This window comes from Algibacillus agarilyticus, from assembly GCF_003286125.1.
Classification (GTDB): domain Bacteria; phylum Pseudomonadota; class Gammaproteobacteria; order Enterobacterales; family Alteromonadaceae; genus Algibacillus; species Algibacillus agarilyticus.
In genome coordinates this window covers 434,851-455,182 of the sequence record NZ_QMED01000001.1, presented here as the reverse complement: position 1 = coordinate 455,182, position 20,332 = coordinate 434,851, and the positions used below count along the sequence as shown (strand labels likewise).

The 20,332-nt window shown below is 39.4% G+C and carries 15 protein-coding genes; 10 read left to right on the top strand and 5 right to left on the bottom strand.

Annotation, left to right across the window (positions count from 1 at the left end; translation table 11 throughout):
• The coding region (locus tag DPX34_RS02060; protein WP_157964591.1) for an IS110 family transposase at positions 1-501 on the bottom strand (501 nt) is incomplete at its 3' end.
• Positions 502-882: 381 nt separating this feature from the next.
• Between DPX34_RS02060 and DPX34_RS02055 the strand changes: the two genes are divergently transcribed.
• The 6 genes from DPX34_RS02055 (at position 883) to DPX34_RS02035 (ending at position 4,411) form a co-directional block, all read left to right on the top strand.
• Positions 883-1,767 carry a DUF4350 domain-containing protein gene (locus DPX34_RS02055; protein WP_111976731.1) on the top strand — a complete coding sequence of 295 codons (885 nt, stop codon included), beginning with the start codon at positions 883-885 and terminating at the stop codon, positions 1,765-1,767.
• Between the two features lie 132 nt (positions 1,768-1,899).
• Entirely contained in the window at positions 1,900-2,514 is a 615-nt protein-coding gene (locus tag DPX34_RS02050; RefSeq protein WP_111976730.1) for a hypothetical protein, read from the top strand.
• A gap of 206 nt (positions 2,515-2,720) precedes the next feature.
• A complete protein-coding gene (locus tag DPX34_RS22225) occupies positions 2,721-2,849 on the top strand; it encodes a hypothetical protein (protein WP_269815495.1) in 129 nt (42 codons plus the stop codon).
• Positions 2,850-2,977: 128 nt separating this feature from the next.
• Positions 2,978-3,358 carry a hypothetical protein gene (locus tag DPX34_RS02045; protein WP_111976750.1) on the top strand — a complete coding sequence of 127 codons (381 nt, stop codon included), beginning with the start codon at positions 2,978-2,980 and terminating at the stop codon, positions 3,356-3,358.
• A gap of 105 nt (positions 3,359-3,463) precedes the next feature.
• A complete protein-coding gene (locus DPX34_RS02040) occupies positions 3,464-3,937 on the top strand; it encodes a hypothetical protein (protein ID WP_111976729.1) in 474 nt (157 codons plus the stop codon).
• A 27-nt stretch (positions 3,938-3,964) separates the two neighbouring features.
• Positions 3,965-4,411 carry an ankyrin repeat domain-containing protein gene (locus tag DPX34_RS02035; protein WP_111976728.1) on the top strand — a complete coding sequence of 149 codons (447 nt, stop codon included), beginning with the start codon at positions 3,965-3,967 and terminating at the stop codon, positions 4,409-4,411.
• Positions 4,412-4,687: 276 nt separating this feature from the next.
• Here the strand turns inward: DPX34_RS02035 and DPX34_RS02030 are convergent, their stop codons facing one another.
• Positions 4,688-5,155 carry a hypothetical protein gene (locus DPX34_RS02030; protein ID WP_111976727.1) on the bottom strand — a complete coding sequence of 156 codons (468 nt, stop codon included), beginning with the start codon at positions 5,153-5,155 and terminating at the stop codon, positions 4,688-4,690.
• A complete protein-coding gene (locus tag DPX34_RS02025) occupies positions 5,142-7,706 on the bottom strand; it encodes a cyclic nucleotide-binding domain-containing protein (protein ID WP_111976726.1) in 2,565 nt (854 codons plus the stop codon). Before DPX34_RS02025 ends, DPX34_RS02030 begins: the two co-directional genes overlap by 14 nt.
• Before the next feature lie 710 nt (positions 7,707-8,416).
• Here DPX34_RS02025 and DPX34_RS02020 point away from each other — a divergent pair.
• Complete coding sequence (locus tag DPX34_RS02020; RefSeq protein WP_111976725.1) at positions 8,417-15,271, top strand: glycoside hydrolase family 30 protein; 6,855 nt, start codon at positions 8,417-8,419, stop codon at positions 15,269-15,271.
• Positions 15,272-15,435: 164 nt separating this feature from the next.
• Complete coding sequence (locus DPX34_RS02015) at positions 15,436-16,419, top strand: Gfo/Idh/MocA family protein (protein WP_111976724.1); 984 nt, start codon at positions 15,436-15,438, stop codon at positions 16,417-16,419.
• A 156-nt stretch (positions 16,420-16,575) separates the two neighbouring features.
• Here the strand turns inward: DPX34_RS02015 and DPX34_RS02010 are convergent, their stop codons facing one another.
• Complete coding sequence (locus DPX34_RS02010) at positions 16,576-17,628, bottom strand: LacI family DNA-binding transcriptional regulator (RefSeq protein ID WP_111976723.1); 1,053 nt, start codon at positions 17,626-17,628, stop codon at positions 16,576-16,578.
• 253 nt (positions 17,629-17,881) lie between these two features.
• Positions 17,882-18,442, bottom strand: a complete 561-nt coding sequence (locus tag DPX34_RS02005) for a GspH/FimT family pseudopilin (RefSeq protein ID WP_111976749.1) — start codon at positions 18,440-18,442, stop codon at positions 17,882-17,884.
• 250 nt (positions 18,443-18,692) lie between these two features.
• On the opposite strand from DPX34_RS02005, the gene pilV reads away from it, so the two are divergent.
• Together pilV and DPX34_RS01995 are read left to right on the top strand one after the other, a co-directional pair.
• Positions 18,693-19,226, top strand: a complete 534-nt coding sequence (gene pilV, locus DPX34_RS02000) for a type IV pilus modification protein PilV (RefSeq protein ID WP_111976722.1) — start codon at positions 18,693-18,695, stop codon at positions 19,224-19,226.
• A complete protein-coding gene (locus DPX34_RS01995) occupies positions 19,226-20,332 on the top strand; it encodes a PilW family protein (RefSeq protein ID WP_111976721.1) in 1,107 nt (368 codons plus the stop codon). The genes pilV and DPX34_RS01995 overlap by 1 nt, the downstream gene beginning before the upstream one ends.

Genomic DNA, 20,332 nt, shown 5'->3' with positions numbered 1-20,332 from the left:
ATAATTCTTCAACGTTGTGGTGATTTTATTTGTTAAATCTACACGGTCTTGCACGAGTTTACGACGATATTCAACCAGTTGGGCAAGCGACCTGACACTTTCGGTATCGGGTGTAATGACGCTCAATTTAGGCATATGCTGCTGTAATATTTCTAATTGGATAGCCGCGTCTGTTGGATCGTCTTTAGCCCCACTGAGTGTAAATGCCTTTCGGTATTTTGCTACGGTAGAGGGGTTTATAGTAAACAATACGATATGCTGAAATTTACTGAGCGCATAAATTAAAGGGCCTTTTTTTAATTCACAAGCGACAGCAACGGGTTGACCATTATATTTTTGTTTTAAAGTATTCGCCCAAGCATTAATAGCTTCTGGTTTTGAGGAAATAACGGTAAAAATGGGTTTGTCGCTTTTCTGTTCGAGTTCACAAACGTCGTGTTTACGATCTGCCCAATCGATAGCGATAAGGGCGGCAAAATCAGTAGGATTAAAAACTTTCATTTTTGACCTCCAAAGCGTAAAGTTAACCATGGAATATGGCAGTGGTATTGTTTCTCGCAGGTCTTATAGATAGTCGATATAGACGGCAATCCCTGAGTATGCGTATTGAAACAAGTGACTTCTGTTGCTCCGAAAGTCTTGTTATAAGCATCGAATGTTTTCGCTCAAATATTCGTAAGCAACAGAAGCATATTCCACCTATTAATAAGTTAGGTAAACTGATTAATTAATGGAACGGAGCAACTATAAGCTGTTCAAGCAGGACAAATTACAGTTGGCTGGTTCCGCTCCGCTTCACATTTTAGCCAACTATAATTTACCCCTTAACAGGGTGTTAGCATGCTTTAACTGGAATCGTGGTAATCAATATGGAACATTTTAATGAAATCAATTTGTAAAACTATTCTTTTAGGACTCCTTTTAATTGGAGTGTTGTCTTGTTCTGATAGTGATCAACAGCCAGATCCTGATTTTGTTCCCAAAAATATCAACAAAACCTTTTCTAAATTAAATAGCCCTGTTGTTCTTATTGATGAGGCTCATAATAACTTCCTTACAAAAAAGGGCAGATACAAGCCTTTTTCTCAAGTTCTGTCTAGTGATGGTTTTACTGTAAAATCTAGTAAAGAAAAGTTCACTTTAACTTATTTAAAACAAGCGGATATATTGGTAGTCGCAAATGCACTAGATAAAAATAGACAGGACTGGAACCCTCCATTCGGGGATGCATTTGACAAAGGAGAAGTTGAAGCCGTTAAGCAATGGGTATCACAAGGTGGTTCTCTTTTTCTAGTTGCAGATCACACACCTTTTCCACAAGTTATAGAAAAATTATCATCTGCTTTTGGTTTTGTGTTTAGTAATGGACATGTCCGTGACGCTTTATTTCGCCTAGATAATAAATCCCTTATAGAACATTCAATAACCCAAGGTATCACTCAAGTTAAGACATTTGGTGGTTCCGCTTTTCAAATACCTGAAAGTGCACAGCCCCTTTTGACTCTAGGTAAAGGAGCCACATCTGTTGTGCCCGAGATACCTTTTCAAGTAAATGGCAAAACTCCAAGAGTATCAATGAATGGCTGGTATCAAGGAGCAGTTTTGGAAGTTGGAGAAGGTCGAGTTGCAGTGTTTTCTGAGGGGATGACGTTCTCATCGCAAGTTACGGTTTCAACGGGTAAAAAATATGGCTTAGTCTCTGATGGTGCGGAACAAAATGAACAGTTTCTTCTCAATGTCATGCATTGGCTGTCAAAGGAAATTTAAACGACAGGTGTAGCCAGTATGCTAACAAGTCATTTCAGCAGGACAAATAACAGTTGGCTTTTGCTCCTCCGTCGCTATTTTAGCCAACAATTATTTGCCTCTGAATGAGGCGTTATAAGCCACAAGGATAGTATGAAGATTGTTTTAAAGTTTATTGGATTAATTTGGGCTGTTTCATTTTTTTCATTTCTCATCCTTTCTTTCTATTCTGGCACTGGTGGTGAAATTCCTCCTATCGCTCAAGAGTATGTAATCAATTTTCAGGACTTATTAGAGTCTTTTTTAACCTCCCACTGGTTTTTTATCGTTTTTATAGCTGGTTGGTTTGGTGTCTCTTATACGTTAGGGAAAGAAAGTGGCTGGCAAAATTTAGCTAAAAAGTATGGAAATAATAAATACGATAATCCAGACGAAAATTTCCAAACTGGAAATGGGTATATCGGCAAAACAAGACATAATGGTATTTTGAAAGTTGCATCAAACAGCAAAGGAGTTTATTTAAGAGTACTTTTTCCTTTTAAGTTTGGTCATAAAAACTTGTTTATTCCTTGGCAAGACATTGAAGCTATTACATCGGAAAGTGGTTTGTTTTCGGATAAAACGCCTAGTTTTCTTAAACGAGTAGGTAAATTAATTTCTGGCACTGAGTACTTAAATATTAAATTGCACCAGTTTCCAGAGCAACGGCTAACGATTCAAAGCACTGAACAACTACTTGGTTTTATACCAAAAAACATTAAGAAATAAGTGTAGGGTAAGTGGCTTATAACAAGTCATTAAAGCAGGACAAAAAACAGTTGGTTTTTGCTCGTGCCTCGCTTATTTTAACCAACTATTTTATTGTCTCTGAATGAGGCGTTATGTTTATTGGCAAGATTGTAGGTGATTTAAGCGGTTACAATTCATAATCAATTTTGTGTAAACTATTTATAAAATTTTAAATGGAGTTAAATATGGGTAACGACGAATTAAAAAAGAAAGAATTAACAATTAATGATGTTTGTTTAGTCATGGGAGTTTTTATGGCTTTTGCTATCTCAGTTTATTTTGGTTTTTCGTTTGGTAAAGGTTATTTCTTGTAACAATGCCTTCAATATAAACATAAGCCACTTAAGCGGGACTAAAAACAGTTGGCTTTTTTCGCTCCGCTCAATATTATAGCCAATAATTTTAAGCCCCTTAGTGGGGTGTTATGTATCTAGGAGTAGTCTTGAGTTCTCGATTTAATAAAAAGTCATTGATTCGCTGGAAGGTCTATATTGATCGTTCAAAAATGTATATTGGTTATGTACAGTTTTTGCTTATTATTTTCGTATTCATCAAGTCATTAGGTGATAACCTTGTAACCGAATTCGTGTTCAATAGCCCAATGATTGCTGTTCCTATTATTCTAGTTATATTTGTCATAGCTTCTTTACTTCTCGGTTACTTAGATTCGAGGCTTGGCTTCCGTGAAGAAGAAATTAGAAATCACTCTAGATCTAATCCTGTTCTAATGGAAATCCAAAAATCTCTTAATGAGTTAAATGATAAAGTAGCACAAATGGAACAGAGTAAAACAAACAAAAGCTCAGGCGAAACAGATACATAAGTTGCTTAAACGGACAAAAAACAGTTGGCTTTTGCTCGTTCCTCGCTATTTTAGCCAACAATTTTTCGCCGCTTAGCAAAACGTTATATTTTTTTGGAGTCTCGTATGTTGCATCAGATTGAAAGTTGGATTGATCAGACGAATATTGACTACCAAGATAAAAAAATATCTTGCTCTAAGTTCTTTGATGAATTCAAAGGTTTTTATTCTTTAGAGTTTCTGCAGAAGTCATATTTTGTGATTACAGATGAAATTCCTAAGCCTAATTTTCCTGAGCTGCGCGAAATGGGATTGGGCGATTTTATCGATATGGAAGTAAGCGCAATCACGTACAAAAACACTTATTATGTTCTCCCTCAATGGGCATCAGATTTGCGCTTACATTTTCATGAACTTGTTCATGTTGCGCAATGGGCGCATTTAGGTGCAATACCATTTATAGAGCGCTATATAATCGAAATTCAAACATCGGGGTATAATGAAGCCCCTTTAGAGAAAATGGCTTACGGCTTTGATTCTCACTTTATGAATGGTGGTGAAAAAGTAGATGTTCCTAATTATGTGGTACAAAAAATATAACGGCGTTAGGGTAACAAGGATAGTTTGGTGAAAAAATTTTATATCGTATTCATTATTGCGATTTTAGTTCTTGTAGGCATAACGTATACATATACGAAGCAAGATTTTGGTTACCACATACATTATATATCTCAAAAAAACACTCTCCGTGCCGACTTGAGCGAGGCTTGGTTGAAATCTTGCCCCGAAATAACTCAAAAGTCTGTAGAGCCAAACACTGCATTTGGTATTGTAGTAGCTGGTAGAAAAATGCTTCGTGATAAATTTGAATTAATTATGAATACTCTCGGTGAGTGTGGTTATGATATTAATCGAAGAGATGATGTAGGATTAACCCCTTTACATGCGGCAATTCTTTATTCAGATATGATTGCCGTCAAAGCAGTAGTATCATTAGGTGCTAACACTGATTTATTATTAAATGGTAATGCCGCTGAAAAATATGGGGAAATAAGCATACCTAGAGTATGCTAAAAGAGTCGCTACGAAAGAGCCTAATATCATAGAGTATTTGTCAAAGTTACCCATACAAGGCAATTAAACGAAAATTTACAGTTGGCTTTTCCGCTTCGCTTCAAATTTTAGCCAACAATAAATTTCCGCTTATTGCGGCAGTATTGCACACACCGACACAAGGTAAAGCAGGTTGAAGGATAATACATCAGGTTACTTAACTAATCGATTGCAGTGGTAATTAGGCCTGTCTCATTCGATGTTTTTCGAGCGTGATAGTCAACTAACGTATCGAGGCTAACGAGAAAAATCGACCATAATGTCTTGTTGAATGACTTGACCATTAACGCGGATGGCGCGGTGATCGGGTAGTAGGTGCAAGCTTACCGATATCTTATGTAGGCCTTGTAGCTTTGTTTCATCTCTTGGCCATAAATAATAGGACGAAAATAAGCTTGATAGCTTTTTGCCATCTAGGTACAAATGCGCATGCCCAGACAATATTTCGTCAGCCCCCTTGGCTTTACACTCGTTACTAAGCTGATAGTTTTCTAACGTTAGACGCAACAGGGTGCCGGCGGGTACATGCTCAACAAAAAGAGTTAATTTAGGCGTAGGAGTTGTTGCGGGTAGATCATAAAATAAAAATTTTTCGTTAAGCAAACTATGGGTTGGCTGGTAGTTAATCAGCACAACCAATAGGCCAAAAGCCGCTGTTACACTCAGATAAGGTAAAGTTTTTTTAATCTGTTTATTGCGTAACATTCAACTGTTCTTGTCTGCTGTTGACTTGATTCATTATTGCATTGTTAATGACAGAGAACCCTGAATAAAGCGCTTCGAATTGTTGCGGACTTATTTTGGTTACAATCACATCAGTATCACAAATAACCGTTGCGGCTCGTGGTGCATTATTGATTAGCGCCATTTCGCCCACCACATCATGTTCTTTTAATTTAGCAACCTGATTGCCATTGGCCCAAACACTTAACTTACCTGATTGCACAATAAAAGCGCAGTCGGCTTGGTCACCTTGTTTTATCAGCACGTCGCCTTCCATATAACGGACTTGCTCTAATTGATTTGAAACTTCTGGCGTGAGTACGGCGGTATCATTACGAAAAGGAATATCGAGTAGCCAGTCTAATATCATCCGCAAGTTTCTCTCTAACCCTGGCAACATGCGTATACATTGATACCGGCTAATACACCAACCAAAAACATTGCCGATGACTAATGGGCCAACCTTAATAAATGTATTTCGTGCTAAAAAGTAAGAAGGAAATAGGTCTGGTTTAATAGACACTGGTTTCATCAAATATTGTTGTGAGCTTGCCCACGCATTATAAGCAAGTTGATCTCCCAGCAGTTTTGATACTGGGGCAGAAGAGTTATCTCCTTGTGCATAAACACTGTGAACACCGGCAACATAGATATGATTTTTTGCTAACATTAACCCTCGGTTATCACTGGCTATTTCACCTTGGTGAACATGTCCGTCTATGACTAATAAAGGTTCTTTTTCAACACAGTTGATTAAAATATCATATGCGAGTTCTTTATCTGCCGTACGGAGTTTGTTTTTAGCAACCGATTCAATCGATTGATGACTTACTTCTATTCCATGTTTATTGAGTAATGTATTACGTTCGTCTTCTAAGGCGCTTTGTTGTGAGTTACTGTCAATATATTGAATGCGTATGTCTTCTAGATTGATATTGTCATAGCCGACCAACAACACTTTTATAAACTGGCCAAGTTCTAACGCAACCGTTGCGCCTAAATAGGTATTACCTAATACGATAAATGAAATGTTACCTTGTTTATTATTTTGAATGCGTTCTTCAAGTACATTTACGATAGCTTGTCTGATATGTAATGCATCACCCATCGAATTAAAAGCTAAACCATGCAAAGCCGCGCCAGGCGCTATCGACAAGTGAACTTCAGAGTTTTGAGCCAAAATTAACTGGTCGTATGGTAGTTGTTGTTCTGAGGTATTATTTTCATAATGAACAACTTGATTAATGCTATCAATAGACCGAACTTTACCGACGACCACGTTGGCGCGTTCTAGCACTCTTCGTAAAGAATAAACAACCGTTCCTGGTTGTATGGAGCCACTTAATACCTCAGCAAATAAGGGCTTAAATTCAAACTGGTTGCTTTGCGTAACAATAGTGACGGTAACCTTGGTATATTGGCCCAATAATGCATTGAGTTTGAGCGCAGCGCTTATCGCACTAAAGCTATTACCAATGATGACAATATCAGCCTGTTTATCTTTAGCGATGGGTCTTGGCCAGTAACCCGCTGAATTGAACCAAAACGTGAGCATAACGCCGTAAAACAACATGTGTGCGGTAAAGCTTTCGGGCAACATCGCGGCAAAGAAGAAAAACGCGCTCAGTAAAAATAAAGACATGGGGCGCATTAAAATTCCCAGCAATAAAAATATACCGGCGAGGGTTTCAACAACGGCCATAATTAATACAAATAACTCGGGGTTTGCACTTAAGATGGGCACGTCATATATATTAATAATACCGAGGGCTAAGTTAGGCTGCAGCACCTTAAAATAAACACCCGCATAAAGAAAGTTTAACCCTGCTAATACCCGTAACAAATATTGTGCTCTTTGTCGTGGTAGGTTTTCGAGGTAACTGATAATAGGCCGTGATGAGTTTATGACTGGCATAGGAATATAATGGCTACCGGCACCTTGCATCAGCAAATAAATGGCAATCCCTAAAATAGCGGTAAAATAGGTGAACATTGCTAACTGAAATAAAAATAAGCCGAGAACCGCAACCGCAATGGCAATAATGGCAGCAAAGCGCACATAAATACCAAAGAAAAACATCGTGGCTAGTAGTAATTGTATGGGTTGTAAAATCATCCAATGATCGGCTAATAGGCGTAACTCAAGATCGGGTGCAAACAATGTCGGGCTTGAAAAAAGGCTATTGCCAACACGAGGCTCTAATCCTAAAGCGGATGTAACGAGTGCCCAAGATAAGGTAAAGCGTAAAATCAGCGCGGCGTAGTGGCCGTATGAACGAAGTCGAACTTGTAAATCAGGAAATAATTCTTTAGCGCCCGTTTGGCCTAATCTCACCCAACCCAAGGTAAATAAAAACGCGAAGGTTAGTACCAGAATATTTGCTAATGACCATTGGGTGAACATTAACGGTTTAGGTTTGTTGTTCCACTCCATCATTTCACTAGGGGTTAAAATCCAGCCTTCATGCGCCCCTACGTCGGGCATAAAAATTAAGAGGGTTAACGTGGTTAAAATGTAAGTGAGCCTAAGCATATGTCATCTTGATTGTTTCTATAATTATGCGGGAGAGTTTGACAGAATAAAATGAGCGGTCAAGTAAACCTGAGCGCGACTATAAGCTATTGATTTGCGGTTAGTGGCTTATTGGTGAATAAACTCAAAATCCCCTTGTTTAAGTTGGCTTGAATTTTACAATAAACCATTACCTTTTATGTTCAATGAAGAGTTTGAGTTTATTGCTTTTATAGTCGAGAACCCGTTGGGTTAAGTATTGATTAAAATAGGGTTAATGAAGCTAGCTTCACACGATTAATACTGAATTAATAGATAGAATTTTTAATGAGACGTTATGTTTTAAATCGTAAAGACCGTTTTAAAAACATGGATAAAATGGTTTGGTTAACCAAAGATAAGCGTTGGATGCACTCGAGAGCGCGTAATGCTTTAATGAAACGAAGAGGTTCATCGCTTGAGCTCTGGAGCATGCATTGATTATAAATATGCACATTTTTATAAATTAATACAAACTGGCAGCCAAGCTAGGTTACATCAACATTACCCTCTTTTTAATATTTTGATGCGTGTGCTTGCTTGAACACGCTACTGTTGCAAAATAAAATGCATTTATATGGCTTAACTTTGCGCTGACTGCGTGTTTGGCATTTATATTGAATAACTAGATGTTTGTAGCCAATATTTTGTCAATGGCTGATCGTTGTGAGTAACGGTACGCGGAGTCTTAAGTGTTTAGAATTACCTGCATTGTTTTAATATCAATTATTGTTAGCGCCTGTGGCGGTGGCAGTTCTGAACCCTCAACCCCGACAGATCCTATTGGTGGATCGGGTAATATTAGCCTTACATTGAGCCATAACGGCAGCGAGTTGCCGACGTTGTGCCAGTTTTCACAAAACCAACTACGAGCGCTAGCACCGGCATGTAACTTGGCTTTTAATATATCGCATACCGGCACGTTGGCGAATGATGCTTCGGTTGTCGGGCAATTCTCTACTGATAATGGTTTGAGTTGGTCTGGGGTATCGACAACCAACGATTTTACTTTTACGTTAAATGTTGCCAGTGTTCAAGGCGCTATTCAGTTACGTGGTTTGGCTCAGCAAGGTGCTGAACAGTTTGTTTCTCCTGTTATTAATTTAACCATTCAAGCTAATCAAGTTGCATTAGATGATGCATTAGGAAGCTTTACTCAACAAGCTGTTTTGGCTATTACTCCGCAACAAGAAACGTTTAATTTAAGCTTACCTGCATGTATTGACCCTGACGGTGATGAAACTGAAGTTGAAGTGCTGCGCAACTCTGCTTTGTGGTTTGTGCAAAAACCACAAGCTGAATTAATTTTACAAGCTAATACGGTCACCGACAGTATGGTGATTCATGCGCGTTGTCGCGATATTTTGCCCGCGGCTGTGAGTCATCATGAGGTTACGGCTAACGCGACTGGCTCATTAATTATTGCTAAAACGAGTACAACAACGCCACAAAACACCCCGCCAGTGCTTGAAATTTTGCCTTTAACTGCACAACGATTTTCGGGGGCAATTCGTGATGAGCAAACGCTCTTGCCTTGCCTGAGTTATTTTGATGCTAATGGCGATACTTTAACGGCAAATTTAAGTTACCAACTCAACAATGGTGAAGAACAACCTTTAGTATTGAGCGACAAGTGTGCGTCTTTATCGGTTGATGATTGGGGCGGGCAGCGTTTAACGTTAATTGCACGTGTGAGCGATCTGGATTCTACTACCATGCTCACTCGCGATTTGGGCGTTATACACGCCGATACTATTCAGCAAGCAACAGGTAATAATTCGCAATGTACGGTTGGCGAAAGTAGCCAAACCGTTAGTGTGCAAATACCTCAAGATAAAGAATATGATGCATTTAATTTGCAAATTGTTGATGCTAATAGTGGCGCGATCACGCAAACGTTAGGCCAATTAACCGAGACGACGATCGCTTTACCTTGCCAAACATTAGGCCAAACGCAATATTATATTCGAAACCTAAGTCGTGAACGGGTACAAGATTCTGTGCTGTATTCACATACGGTAAATGAGATCGCGAATAATCCGCCGGTTGTAACCATTACTTTACCCGAAACGGAAGCGCTCGTGGGTTTAGCTTACCGCGACAATCAAACCTTGAAAGCCTGCGTAAACGCGACGGATGTTGAAGGTGCGGTATTAAGCCAAACTTTAGTGTATCAGTTTGCGAGTGAACCGCTTGTTATGCTTAATTTATTAAACAATTGTGCCGACATTTCTACTCAAGGTCGTGGCGGGCAAAAACTAACGTTAATTGCGACAGCAAGTGATGGTGAACTGCAAGTCACTGAATCACGCAGTTTAGGGGTTATTCATAGTGATACCATTCAATTTCCGACATCGTTAAGTGGTAGTTGTGTTATTAATTCGGGTGATAAAACGTATGCCGCTACGGTTGCTAATGATAGCGAAGGTGATGCGCATGCTTTAAGGGTGGTTAATAGTGATACCGCTTCATTAATCGCAACACTGGGGGCGGTGACTAATGGCTCTTTTAGCCTGCCTTGCAATACATTAGGCACCACTCGGTTTACGTTGTTAAATAGTAGCCGTGGTTTAATCGTTAATTCGATTGATTACAGCCACACGGTGATTGAAGCGCCTAACCAAGCGCCAACGTTGAGTGTAAGTGTGACGGGTGAGCAATTTAACGAGCAATTTCGTGATCAGCAAAATTTAACGGTTTGCTTTACACCTGATGACCCCGAGAACCAGCCTTTCACGTTGAATACGTTTTATCGATTTAGTGGCGATGCTGCCGTGCAGTTTTTGACATTAGATAATGATTTTTGTGGCCAAATCAGTACCTTAAATCGTGGTAATCAGACGTTGACTATACAAGCTGAAATCAATGATGGGGTTGTTACAACCAGTTTAGATGCTGAAAGTGCAAACTTTGGTGTTATTTATTTAGATACCGTACAAACCGCTTTTACTTCATCTAATAGCTGTTTTACGGGGGCAGGTAGTTTAACTTATACCGTATTGATCCCTGATGATATTGAAGGTGATGCCATTGACTTATCGGTATTTGATTCTGCTGATAATCGATTAATTAGTGCTTTAGGCGCGACGGCGCCTTTTAGTTTTTCATTAAGTTGTGCTGACGTAAGTGAACGCTCGTTTTATATTGTTAATCGTAGCCGCAATATTGGTTCATTTTCGCTTAATCATACACATACGGTTAAGGCGGCTATTAATAATGCACCCACTTTAGCCATCACGCTTAACGGTGCTGAAATGTTTGAAGCGCAAGTTCGAGATAATCAAGATTTTGAAGTTTGCCTGACCGCAAGTGATATTGATGGCGATAACCTGGTTGTTAGCGCGAGCTATCAAGTTGATGGAGGGGCTGAACAAGCGCTAAATCTTAATAATTTTTGTGCCGATATGAGCACTCAAGGGCTTGGCGGCAAAACCCTCACTTTACTCGCTCAGGTTAATGACGGAATTGAAACGGTGACTCAAACGGTTGATTTATCAATTCATCGCGATACCTTGCAATTTGCTTACACATCGAGCCAATCATGTCGAATTGGCGATAGTAATCGTATTTATGCGGTAACGGTTGAGCCTGACGTTGAGAACGACGAAACCGATATTCAAGTTATTAATGCTGATACAGGCGATATTCTGTTTGATTTTAATAATACGACTGCGTCAAATTTTGGTATGAGCTGTTCATCTGCCCGTGAAATTAATTTTTATATTAGCAACACCAGCCGAGGTATTAGCAGCCGTTCTATTACTTATCAACATTTGGTTAGTAATACGGTAAACAACCAACCCAGTATTAATTTGAGCTTAACCACGCCTGAATTATTTTCAGGTCAGTTACGTGATAATCAAATTATTGAAGTGTGTGCGACGGTTAGTGATGACGATGTTAATAACACGCCAACCAGTGATGTGTTAACAACGCAAATTTATTATCAATTTAACAGTGAAACTGAGCAGCAGGTCAGTTTAAACGCTAACTTATGTGGTGAAATTGATTTAACAAATCAAGGTAATAAAAGCTTAGTGTTGCAGGGGTTTGTGTCTGATGGTACGGCCACGACGAATTCAACGCTAACACAAAGAGTGCACTTAGATAGCTTAAATGTCGCGGTGAGTTCGAGTGGCAGTTGTCGGGTAGGTGATGAACCTCGTTTATACAGTGTTTCTATTGCGGGTGACGCTGAGGGCGATATTTATAGTGTGGATGTTTATGATGAAAATACCGATGAGATACTCGCTAGTTTAGGCCAATTAACCGCTGGTAATTTTAGTTTATCTTGCGCTGAAGCGAATGCGATAAACTTTGCGATACGCACCACGGGCCGAGGGCAAATTACCCAATCATTGCTATATAGCCATGTTGTTACCGATACGCTTAATTCGGCGCCTAATGCGACCGTTAATATTCAAAGTGCTGAAATATTTAATGAGCAAGTAAGAGACAATCAAAATGTAGCGCTTTGCTTTGTTGGCACCGACCCTGATAACGATGCCACCAGTATACGAGCGAGTTATCGTTTTGATGACGGTGCGTTTACTCAATTATCTTTAAACAGTAGTCGGTGTGGCAGTATTAACACGACAGGGCAAGGCGGCAATATATTAGTGTTACAAGTGTTTGTTGATGATGGTCAAATTGAAACTACGGTATTTGAAAGCTTGGGCGAAATACACACTGATACAATTCAAGCTCCTGTTACGGTTTCGTCTGAATGTACATTGAACGAGCCTGCATTACGGTATGCGGTTTTAGTGCCTGCCGATACCGAAGGCGATGCACATCATTTACAAGTTTATAATAGCAAAACGAATGATTTGATTGCTGATTTAGGTGTTGAGGCACAAAGTGAATTTACATTAGATTGTAGTGAACTTGGTATAACTGAATTTGAAATTGTAAATGATAGCCGTGGGATCCAAACAACCAGTTCAGGTTTTACGCATAAAGTGAATGCTTCGTTAACCAATACGGTGAGCTATTGGTTAACCCAAGGTGATCAAAGTGTGTTGCTGAGCCAACAAGATGACCAAGCGTTAAGAATTGGAGCCGGTAATGCGCCGTTGCAAATTGATGTTACCGACGAAATCACGTATCAAACACTGGAGCATTTTGGTGTTAATCTTTCAGATACATCTGCGGCTTTAATTCAAAACTCGACTTCGACTAACAGCCTATTAACGCAATTATTTAATGCTGATACCGGCATTGGTATTAGTGGTTTACGCTATCATATGTCGGGTATGTCATCTTATGTTTCACGGGTGGCTAATAGCTATAACGACCGTCCTGCTGGTTTAACGGATCCTGATTTGGATTTTTTCAGCATTCAAGCAGATGAAGACTTTTTGCTGCCTACTTTGCAAGGGATATTGGCTGAAAACCCTAATGTGCACACTACGGCTGTTAATTGGAGCGCGCCGGCTTGGATGAAAGATTCTAGTTCGTTACAGGGTGGATCGTTACGGACTGATTTTTATGCAAGTTATGCGAATTATTTCCTTAAGTTTATCGAAGCTTATGATGCGCTTGATATCAATTTTGATGGCATTAGTTTGCAGAATCAGCCCCATACGGTGGGCGATTATCCGAGCATGAGCTGGACGGCTGATAACTACACTGATTTTTTAATTAATCATTTAGAATCGACTTTACGGCAAAATAGTTACAATTTAGATTACCAAATTTGGGATGGTAATTGGACCGATAATAACAGTCAGTTACCGGCGGATATTGGTTTATTAGTTAATACGGTTTTGTCGAATACCGATACCGAACGTTTTGTTAAAGCCACTGCATGGCAATGTTATGCAGCCGATAATGGTGTTGACGATTACAGTCAGGCATTTGATGCGATGGTGAGCAATAGCCAAAAAATATATTTAACCGATTGTATAAATCAAGATGATGGTCGCACATTTGCTCAGGTGTTATCGCAAGATGTCGGGGATTTATTTATCGGGGCTTTACATAAATCGGTTAATGCCATTTATTATGGCTTGTTAGCGTTAGATACAAATAATGGCCCCCATCAGGGGGGATGCGATAATTGTCGAGCGCTGTTAACACTCGATAACAGCGTAACATTTAACGCTGAATATTATGCATTAGCGCATTTTAGCCAATTTATTAAACCCGGTGCGGTGCGTATTGATGCACAAAGTGTTGCGGATCAGCTTGAAACGGTGGCATTTAAAAATACGGATAACACGGTTGTGGTTGTTGCGGTCAATCGGACAGATGCTGAATTATCTTTTGATTTAAATTGGCAAGGGCAGTTTTTTAATACGGTGCTGGCGGCTAATTCAGTCGCAACCTTTAGTTGGAGTGCTGATAATGCCCCTATTGCGAATGCTCAGCAAGTTGCCCAAGCGAGTGAAATAGCTAGCGATACTTATGATTTTATCGCGAGTATGCGAGATGGATCTACGGGGTTATATCGAGAATATTATGATTTAAACGGCGACCAAACCGCTGATTTATCTTTACGCTCTACTGGTTTTGGTTTAGTTGCTTTAGCGATTGCGCATGAAATGGAATGGACAAACACCGCTAGAGCTGACGCATTAGCCACCATAAATGCCTTAAACGGTCAAAACCCTAATATCACTTTAGACCGAAATAGTGCGGGTTTTTATCGTGATCACATCCAAAACGATGGCACTTTTATAGGGGCTGATGAATTCTCGGTCACCGCGACCAGTCAGCTTGTGGCTGGCGCTATTTTTGTGCGCAACGTTATTGGTGGTATTGATTTGATTGAAGCGGTCGATACATTACTGGGCAGTATTCGTTGGCAAAGTATTGTTGTAAATAGTAATACGGGTAGCATTGCCGTAACCCAAGATGTTGATGCGGGAGTGCTTTCTGAACAGTTGCCTTACAATAGCCAAATGTTGAGTGTGTGGTTTGCTAATAAAGCCGGCGAGACTACTGCTCAAACGGTTTGGGAAAATCATTATAGTTCTGGCGAAGTGTTTGAGCGTTATGTTTATGATGGCTTTAATATGCCTGCAGATGAAAACAGCAATCCGATATCGGCAACTATTCAACAACAAAACTTTTATCTTATTCAAGACGCGTTATCGTCCGCTAATTATCGAACATTATTGCGCGAGCAAGCTTTTGCCGAGAAAGCTTTTTGGCAAAATAATTTTGTTGAAGCGAGTCATATTTGGGGCTTTGGTTATGGTGAAAACAGTTTTGCGAGCGCGGATCCCCACATGGATTCATTGGTTTTACACCCAGGTAATATTGCACATGCCCCGACGATTGCCGGTGCTATTGTAACGGATATCACCCAGTTAGAAGATTTTTTAATATGGCAAGATCTGGCTACGGGGGCCATAACACATCAAACAACGTTAGCAACGATACCTTGGCGTTTTAGTGAGCAAGATCCCACATGGCAAGCAACGCGTGTTGAGCTCGATGGCTTAATTACCCAACTAATGGGATTAGCATCGCACCCCGGTTTACTTGATATTGGCTTTTTTAGAGTTAATGCGCGTTATCCTACTGTGTTACTTAATTAACCTTGGATATAAACGTAATGAAAAGGTGAAATTGGATTATTAATGGTCACGGTAATATTTGGATATATGAAAAAAAAGAATCATCATTCAATTTATGATTAAATTAGTATTCAATAGGTTATGCATACCCAAGTGACTTGAGTATATATTAAGGTAAAGTTGTTATGACACAAAAAACACAATGGGGAATCATTGGCCCAGGGCGTATAGCGCATCGATTTGCACAAGCTTTAGAGGCAGAAGACGTTGGCGAGTTGTATGCGGTTGCGAGTCGTGATGTTAATCGGGGCAAGGCTTTTGCTCAGCAATATCATGCCGCTGTTGCTTATCAATCTTATGCTGATTTGTTAGCCGACCCATTAGTGGATGTTGTGTATATTGCAACTCCTCATATGTTTCATTTTGAAACGGCTAAGCAATGCATCATGGCCGGTAAAGCGGTGTTAGTTGAAAAGCCCATGACAATTAACGTTAAACAAAGTGAAGCGTTAATTGAGCTTGCCAGAGAAAAAAGTGTCTTTTTAATGGAAGGCATGTGGACTCTATTTTTGCCTATTTATGAGCAAGTTAATCAATGGTTAAGTGATAATAAAATAGGTGATGTGAAACTTATCACGTCTAGTTTTGGTTTTAATGTGCCAAAAGATGAAGCCGATCGTTATTATAACCCGGATCTCGCCGGTGGTGTGTTATTAGACATGGGTATTTATAATGTTGCGACGAGCCAGTGGTTTCATCAGCAAGATGATTGTGAAATCACGTGTGATGGTTTGGTTGCAAAGACGGGCGTTGATGAAATGTGCCTCGTTAATTTGAAATACCCAAGTGGCACTGCAACCCAATTTGTTTGTAACTTTAATACGCAAACGATCAATGATTTAACGATATACGGCACTAAAGGCCATATACGTATTCACCCGATGTTTTGGGATACAGCAACAGCGACCTTACAGACTGAGAGTGAAAATGTAACGATAGACAAGCCGTTTGAAGTTAATGGTTTTGAATATGAAATAAAAGAAGTGGAAGCCTGTTTGCGCGCAGGCAAGCTCGAAAGCAGTTTGATGACGCATCAGCGCACATTATCGAGCTTAAAGGTTATGGATACGATTCGTGCTAAATTGGGCGTGGTTTATCCAAATGAATAAAGCAATTTAAATTACCGCAGGAACCTGCATTTTATCGTGTCTTGAGTATAAAGCTGTCGTTAACTATTGAGTTAATGACAGCTTAATTTTTTGTGTTTAAGCATCGTTGAAGTGAGATAGATGTTAGTGTGAAAAGCTCTTTTTTCTCTTTTTTATTTATGATGACGGGACGGTTTTTAAATTACGCACAGAATCGCGCTCGATAAGTTTAAACGGTAGCTCAAATTTTTGCAGTGTCTCGCCATCGCTGCTTAAATCATGATGGGCTATAAGTTCAAGTACCTTATCACTAATCAAGTCGAGTGGTTGCTCTACTGTGGTTAAGGCTGGCCACATTTGCTTAGCGATATAGGTATTATCAAAACCCACAACTGATAAGTCGTCTGGCACGGTAATGCCAAATTTATGAGCACAGGCTATTGTTGCCGATGCCATATCATCATTTGCCGCAAAAATTGCCGTTGGCCTATTCGTTAATTCAAATAAATTGTGTGCGGCAGAAAAGCCAGACTGATAAGTAAAGTTGCCCGGTTGGATGAATTCAGCTGGCACCGATAGTTCGTTCGCTTGCATCGCATCTAAAAAACCTTGTTGCCGTGACAAGCTGTTTTTTAAACTACTCGCGCCTTGAATAAATGCAATTTGGGTATGCCCTTGGTTTATTAAAAATTGTGTCATTTCATAAGCGGCATCATAATCGTTAATACAAACAAAAGGGCTTAAGGTTAATTCAACATTAGGGGATACACGAACAAAAGGCATTTCTTTGTGCTTTAAATGATGCAAAAGTTCAAGATCGTCACATAATGGCGGAATTAAAATAACAGCGTCTAAATTAGTATCTTCTATTAATTTATCCACTAAATACAACGGACTCATACCGCCAGAACTGCTGTATTCTTCACTGATTAAATGAAAGCCATGTTTACGACTGGCTTTAAGCGCATCAATAATGAATTCACCCACATAAGAACCGTCCGGTTTTATATAAAGTAAACCAACAAAATATGAACGAGAACTCGATAAGCGCCGAGCAGAGATATTCGGTTTGTAATTAAGCGCTTTAACAGCCCAAAGTACTTTCGTTTTCGTTTTTTCACTAATACTGCTGTTTGGCTGAAGTGCGCGGGTTACCGTCATGGCAGAAACTCCTGCGAGAGCCGCTACATCTTTTATTGTTGGTTTTTTATTTTTATCAGAAGTGCTCATTGATTGTTGTTCTACTTTGCTTGTTGTGATTTATCCCTATTGATTAGGGCATTCATGAATAAAACATGGGTTAATCTATCACACCTTTTTAGTCATTATCTACGAGACTTTATACTTGGTGGTAATAATTTATCATTACGGTTAATACACTTCAGTATTAATGGCTGACTAGCCGTGCCTAAATGACTGCAACAAGTTGCATAAACACGTTGCAGTCATTAGGGAGTAGAGGGAAAAAAGAGGCTGATTCAGGTTAAGTGCAGGTTAAGTGTGAATCATTATTAGAGGGGCTGCTTTCATCTAAACTATCACCATCATAATCTTGTGTCATTTTTGCGCGGCCCATTTGGTTTATAACCACACCTCTTGCATAGGTTTTTTCAATGTTAGGGCAGTAAGTAAAAATAACACTGGTGTTAACTTGCCCTGCGGCATTAAAAACAACTTCGTTTGCACCGTTGCTGATGCTAAGAGTTCCGTAAGTAAAATCTTCATTAATGCGTAGTTTGCTTTCAGTAGCCGAGTCGTATTCGCCATCACCATTGTTGTCTAAAAAAATGGTGTAACCTTCTTTCCAATTGTCATCACTACAAGTGGTGCCCGATAGGTGACAAACCACTACGGGTAATTGATTGCTAATCGCCATGCCGCGTGCATAAATAAGATCTTTACTGAGTGCTCGGGTGCCTGAATTGACTGAACTTTGTGTGAATGTCGCGCTTAAAGAGGGTAAAGCTAACGTGATAGCGATCCCCATAATAGCGAGTGTTACCATTAGCTCGATTAAGCTAAAACCTAAACTGCGAAATTTCATTAATTGAACTCCATAGGTTATGCCATTGTCACTTCATTATTTACCTTGAAGTGACTTGAATATCTAATAAATAAGATATTTTAAGTATGGTTCAGCTTAGTGATTTTAGAAAGTGAAATAGTCTAAAAAACAACCAATTAAATAAACTAAAATCTTAAAGTGTTATCGAGTCTAAATAATATTTTTTATTGTAAGTGGATAAAGTGCTAATTACTGTCTAGAGTTGATCTTACTTTCAACGGATGAATGAATGGATGTAAATGTGAAAGGATATTCACTGATCGAATTGCTTATTGCGCTGATGCTAACGGCTGTTGGTTTAATCAGCACTATTTCGTTACAAGCAACGGCTAAACAACAAAGTTTAGATGCCACTCAACGCGTGATTGCGATGCAGTTAGCTCAAGACATGCTTGCTCGCATACAGCTCAATGTTACACAACGTTATAATTATCAAGCCGTCGATTATGGCTTACAAGCCATGCCTGTGACTTACTCTTGTGTAAATGAAAATTGTAGCGCTGATCAAATGACCGCTTATGATAAAGCGTTATGGAATAATTTGTTGCTTGGCCAAGGTGAGTTTGGTCGTGCAACCGGGCTCGCTTTGCCCAGAGCTTGTATTCACATTAAATCAAATGCGTTAGTCACCATTGTTGTGAGTTGGCGTGGCAGTTTTAAAATGAATTCTGCAGTTCAAGATGTTAAGGCTTGTGACTTAGTTGATGTTGATTTGCCTTATCGTCGGCATGTCGCGATTCGTTCTTATTTAAGCTTATCTTGATGCGCTATTTTCGTGGGTTTACTTTAACTGAATTGTTAGTCAGTTTAGTTATTTCTAGTTTAGTGTTTATTGGCATTATTAATGTGTTGATTGTTTCGGATGAAACGATCAACGAAACAACCCAACGTGCCGAGCTGCAAGAAAATGCGCAGTTAGCACTGAATTTTTTAAGTCAAGATATTCAAATGATCGGGTATTGGGGGCCTTATACGGGGCATGACCTGAATTTACAGGCGACCGCTGGCGGAAAACCGGTTCGTTTGTTAAGTGCTTTAAATGGCAATCATAAAGTGGCGATGAAAGCCGTTAAAAATGATTGTATTCGTTTACCTCACCTTGTTAATCCTCATGGAACTTTTGTTAACTCAGCAAGTGAAAATGGATTTATCACGGTTTGGGGGGCTGAAAAAAAGCGCGGAGATAAATTGCTGAATAACTGTATTAAAAAAGCGAAACCTCAAAGTGATGTGATTCAAATTAAACGCATGATAGCCCATCATTGGTCTGCATCGTTTGCGGTTCAAAAGCAATTAATGCCGAGTCGGTTTTACATGTTAGCAAAAAGCAATGAGGCTATTATTTTTGCGGGTAACGATACAATACCTTTATTTTATGATGATACTCAAATAAATGGGCGCATCGGTGAATATCAACATTATGTTTATTACGTTGAAAATGAACATCTACCGTATGCTGAAAATCGTGATGTGGTAATTCCGGTACTTAAACGTAAGTATTTATATAAAGCGGAGAAATCGTCACGTGCTAAGGGGATGTTAAAAGCGCAGCCTTTAGTTGAAGGTATCGAACATATTGGTTTTTTGTATGGCATTGATAGTGATGCGGATGGCAATATTAATAGCTTTTATAAAGCGGAAAACCTAACTTGGAATGATTGGCAAAATGCAAACAGCCGTATAAAAGCCATTAAAATTTTTGTCTTGGCGCGTACGATTTTAGCGGAACCCAGAATCGGAGACTCGGTTCATTTATCTTATGACTTGGGCAGCAAAGTAATACGTTTTAAAGCGGGTAGCTTTTTAGCAAATGCTTATCGTCGTTTATTACTGACTAAAACGGTGAATATTATTAACCATCAAGGATGA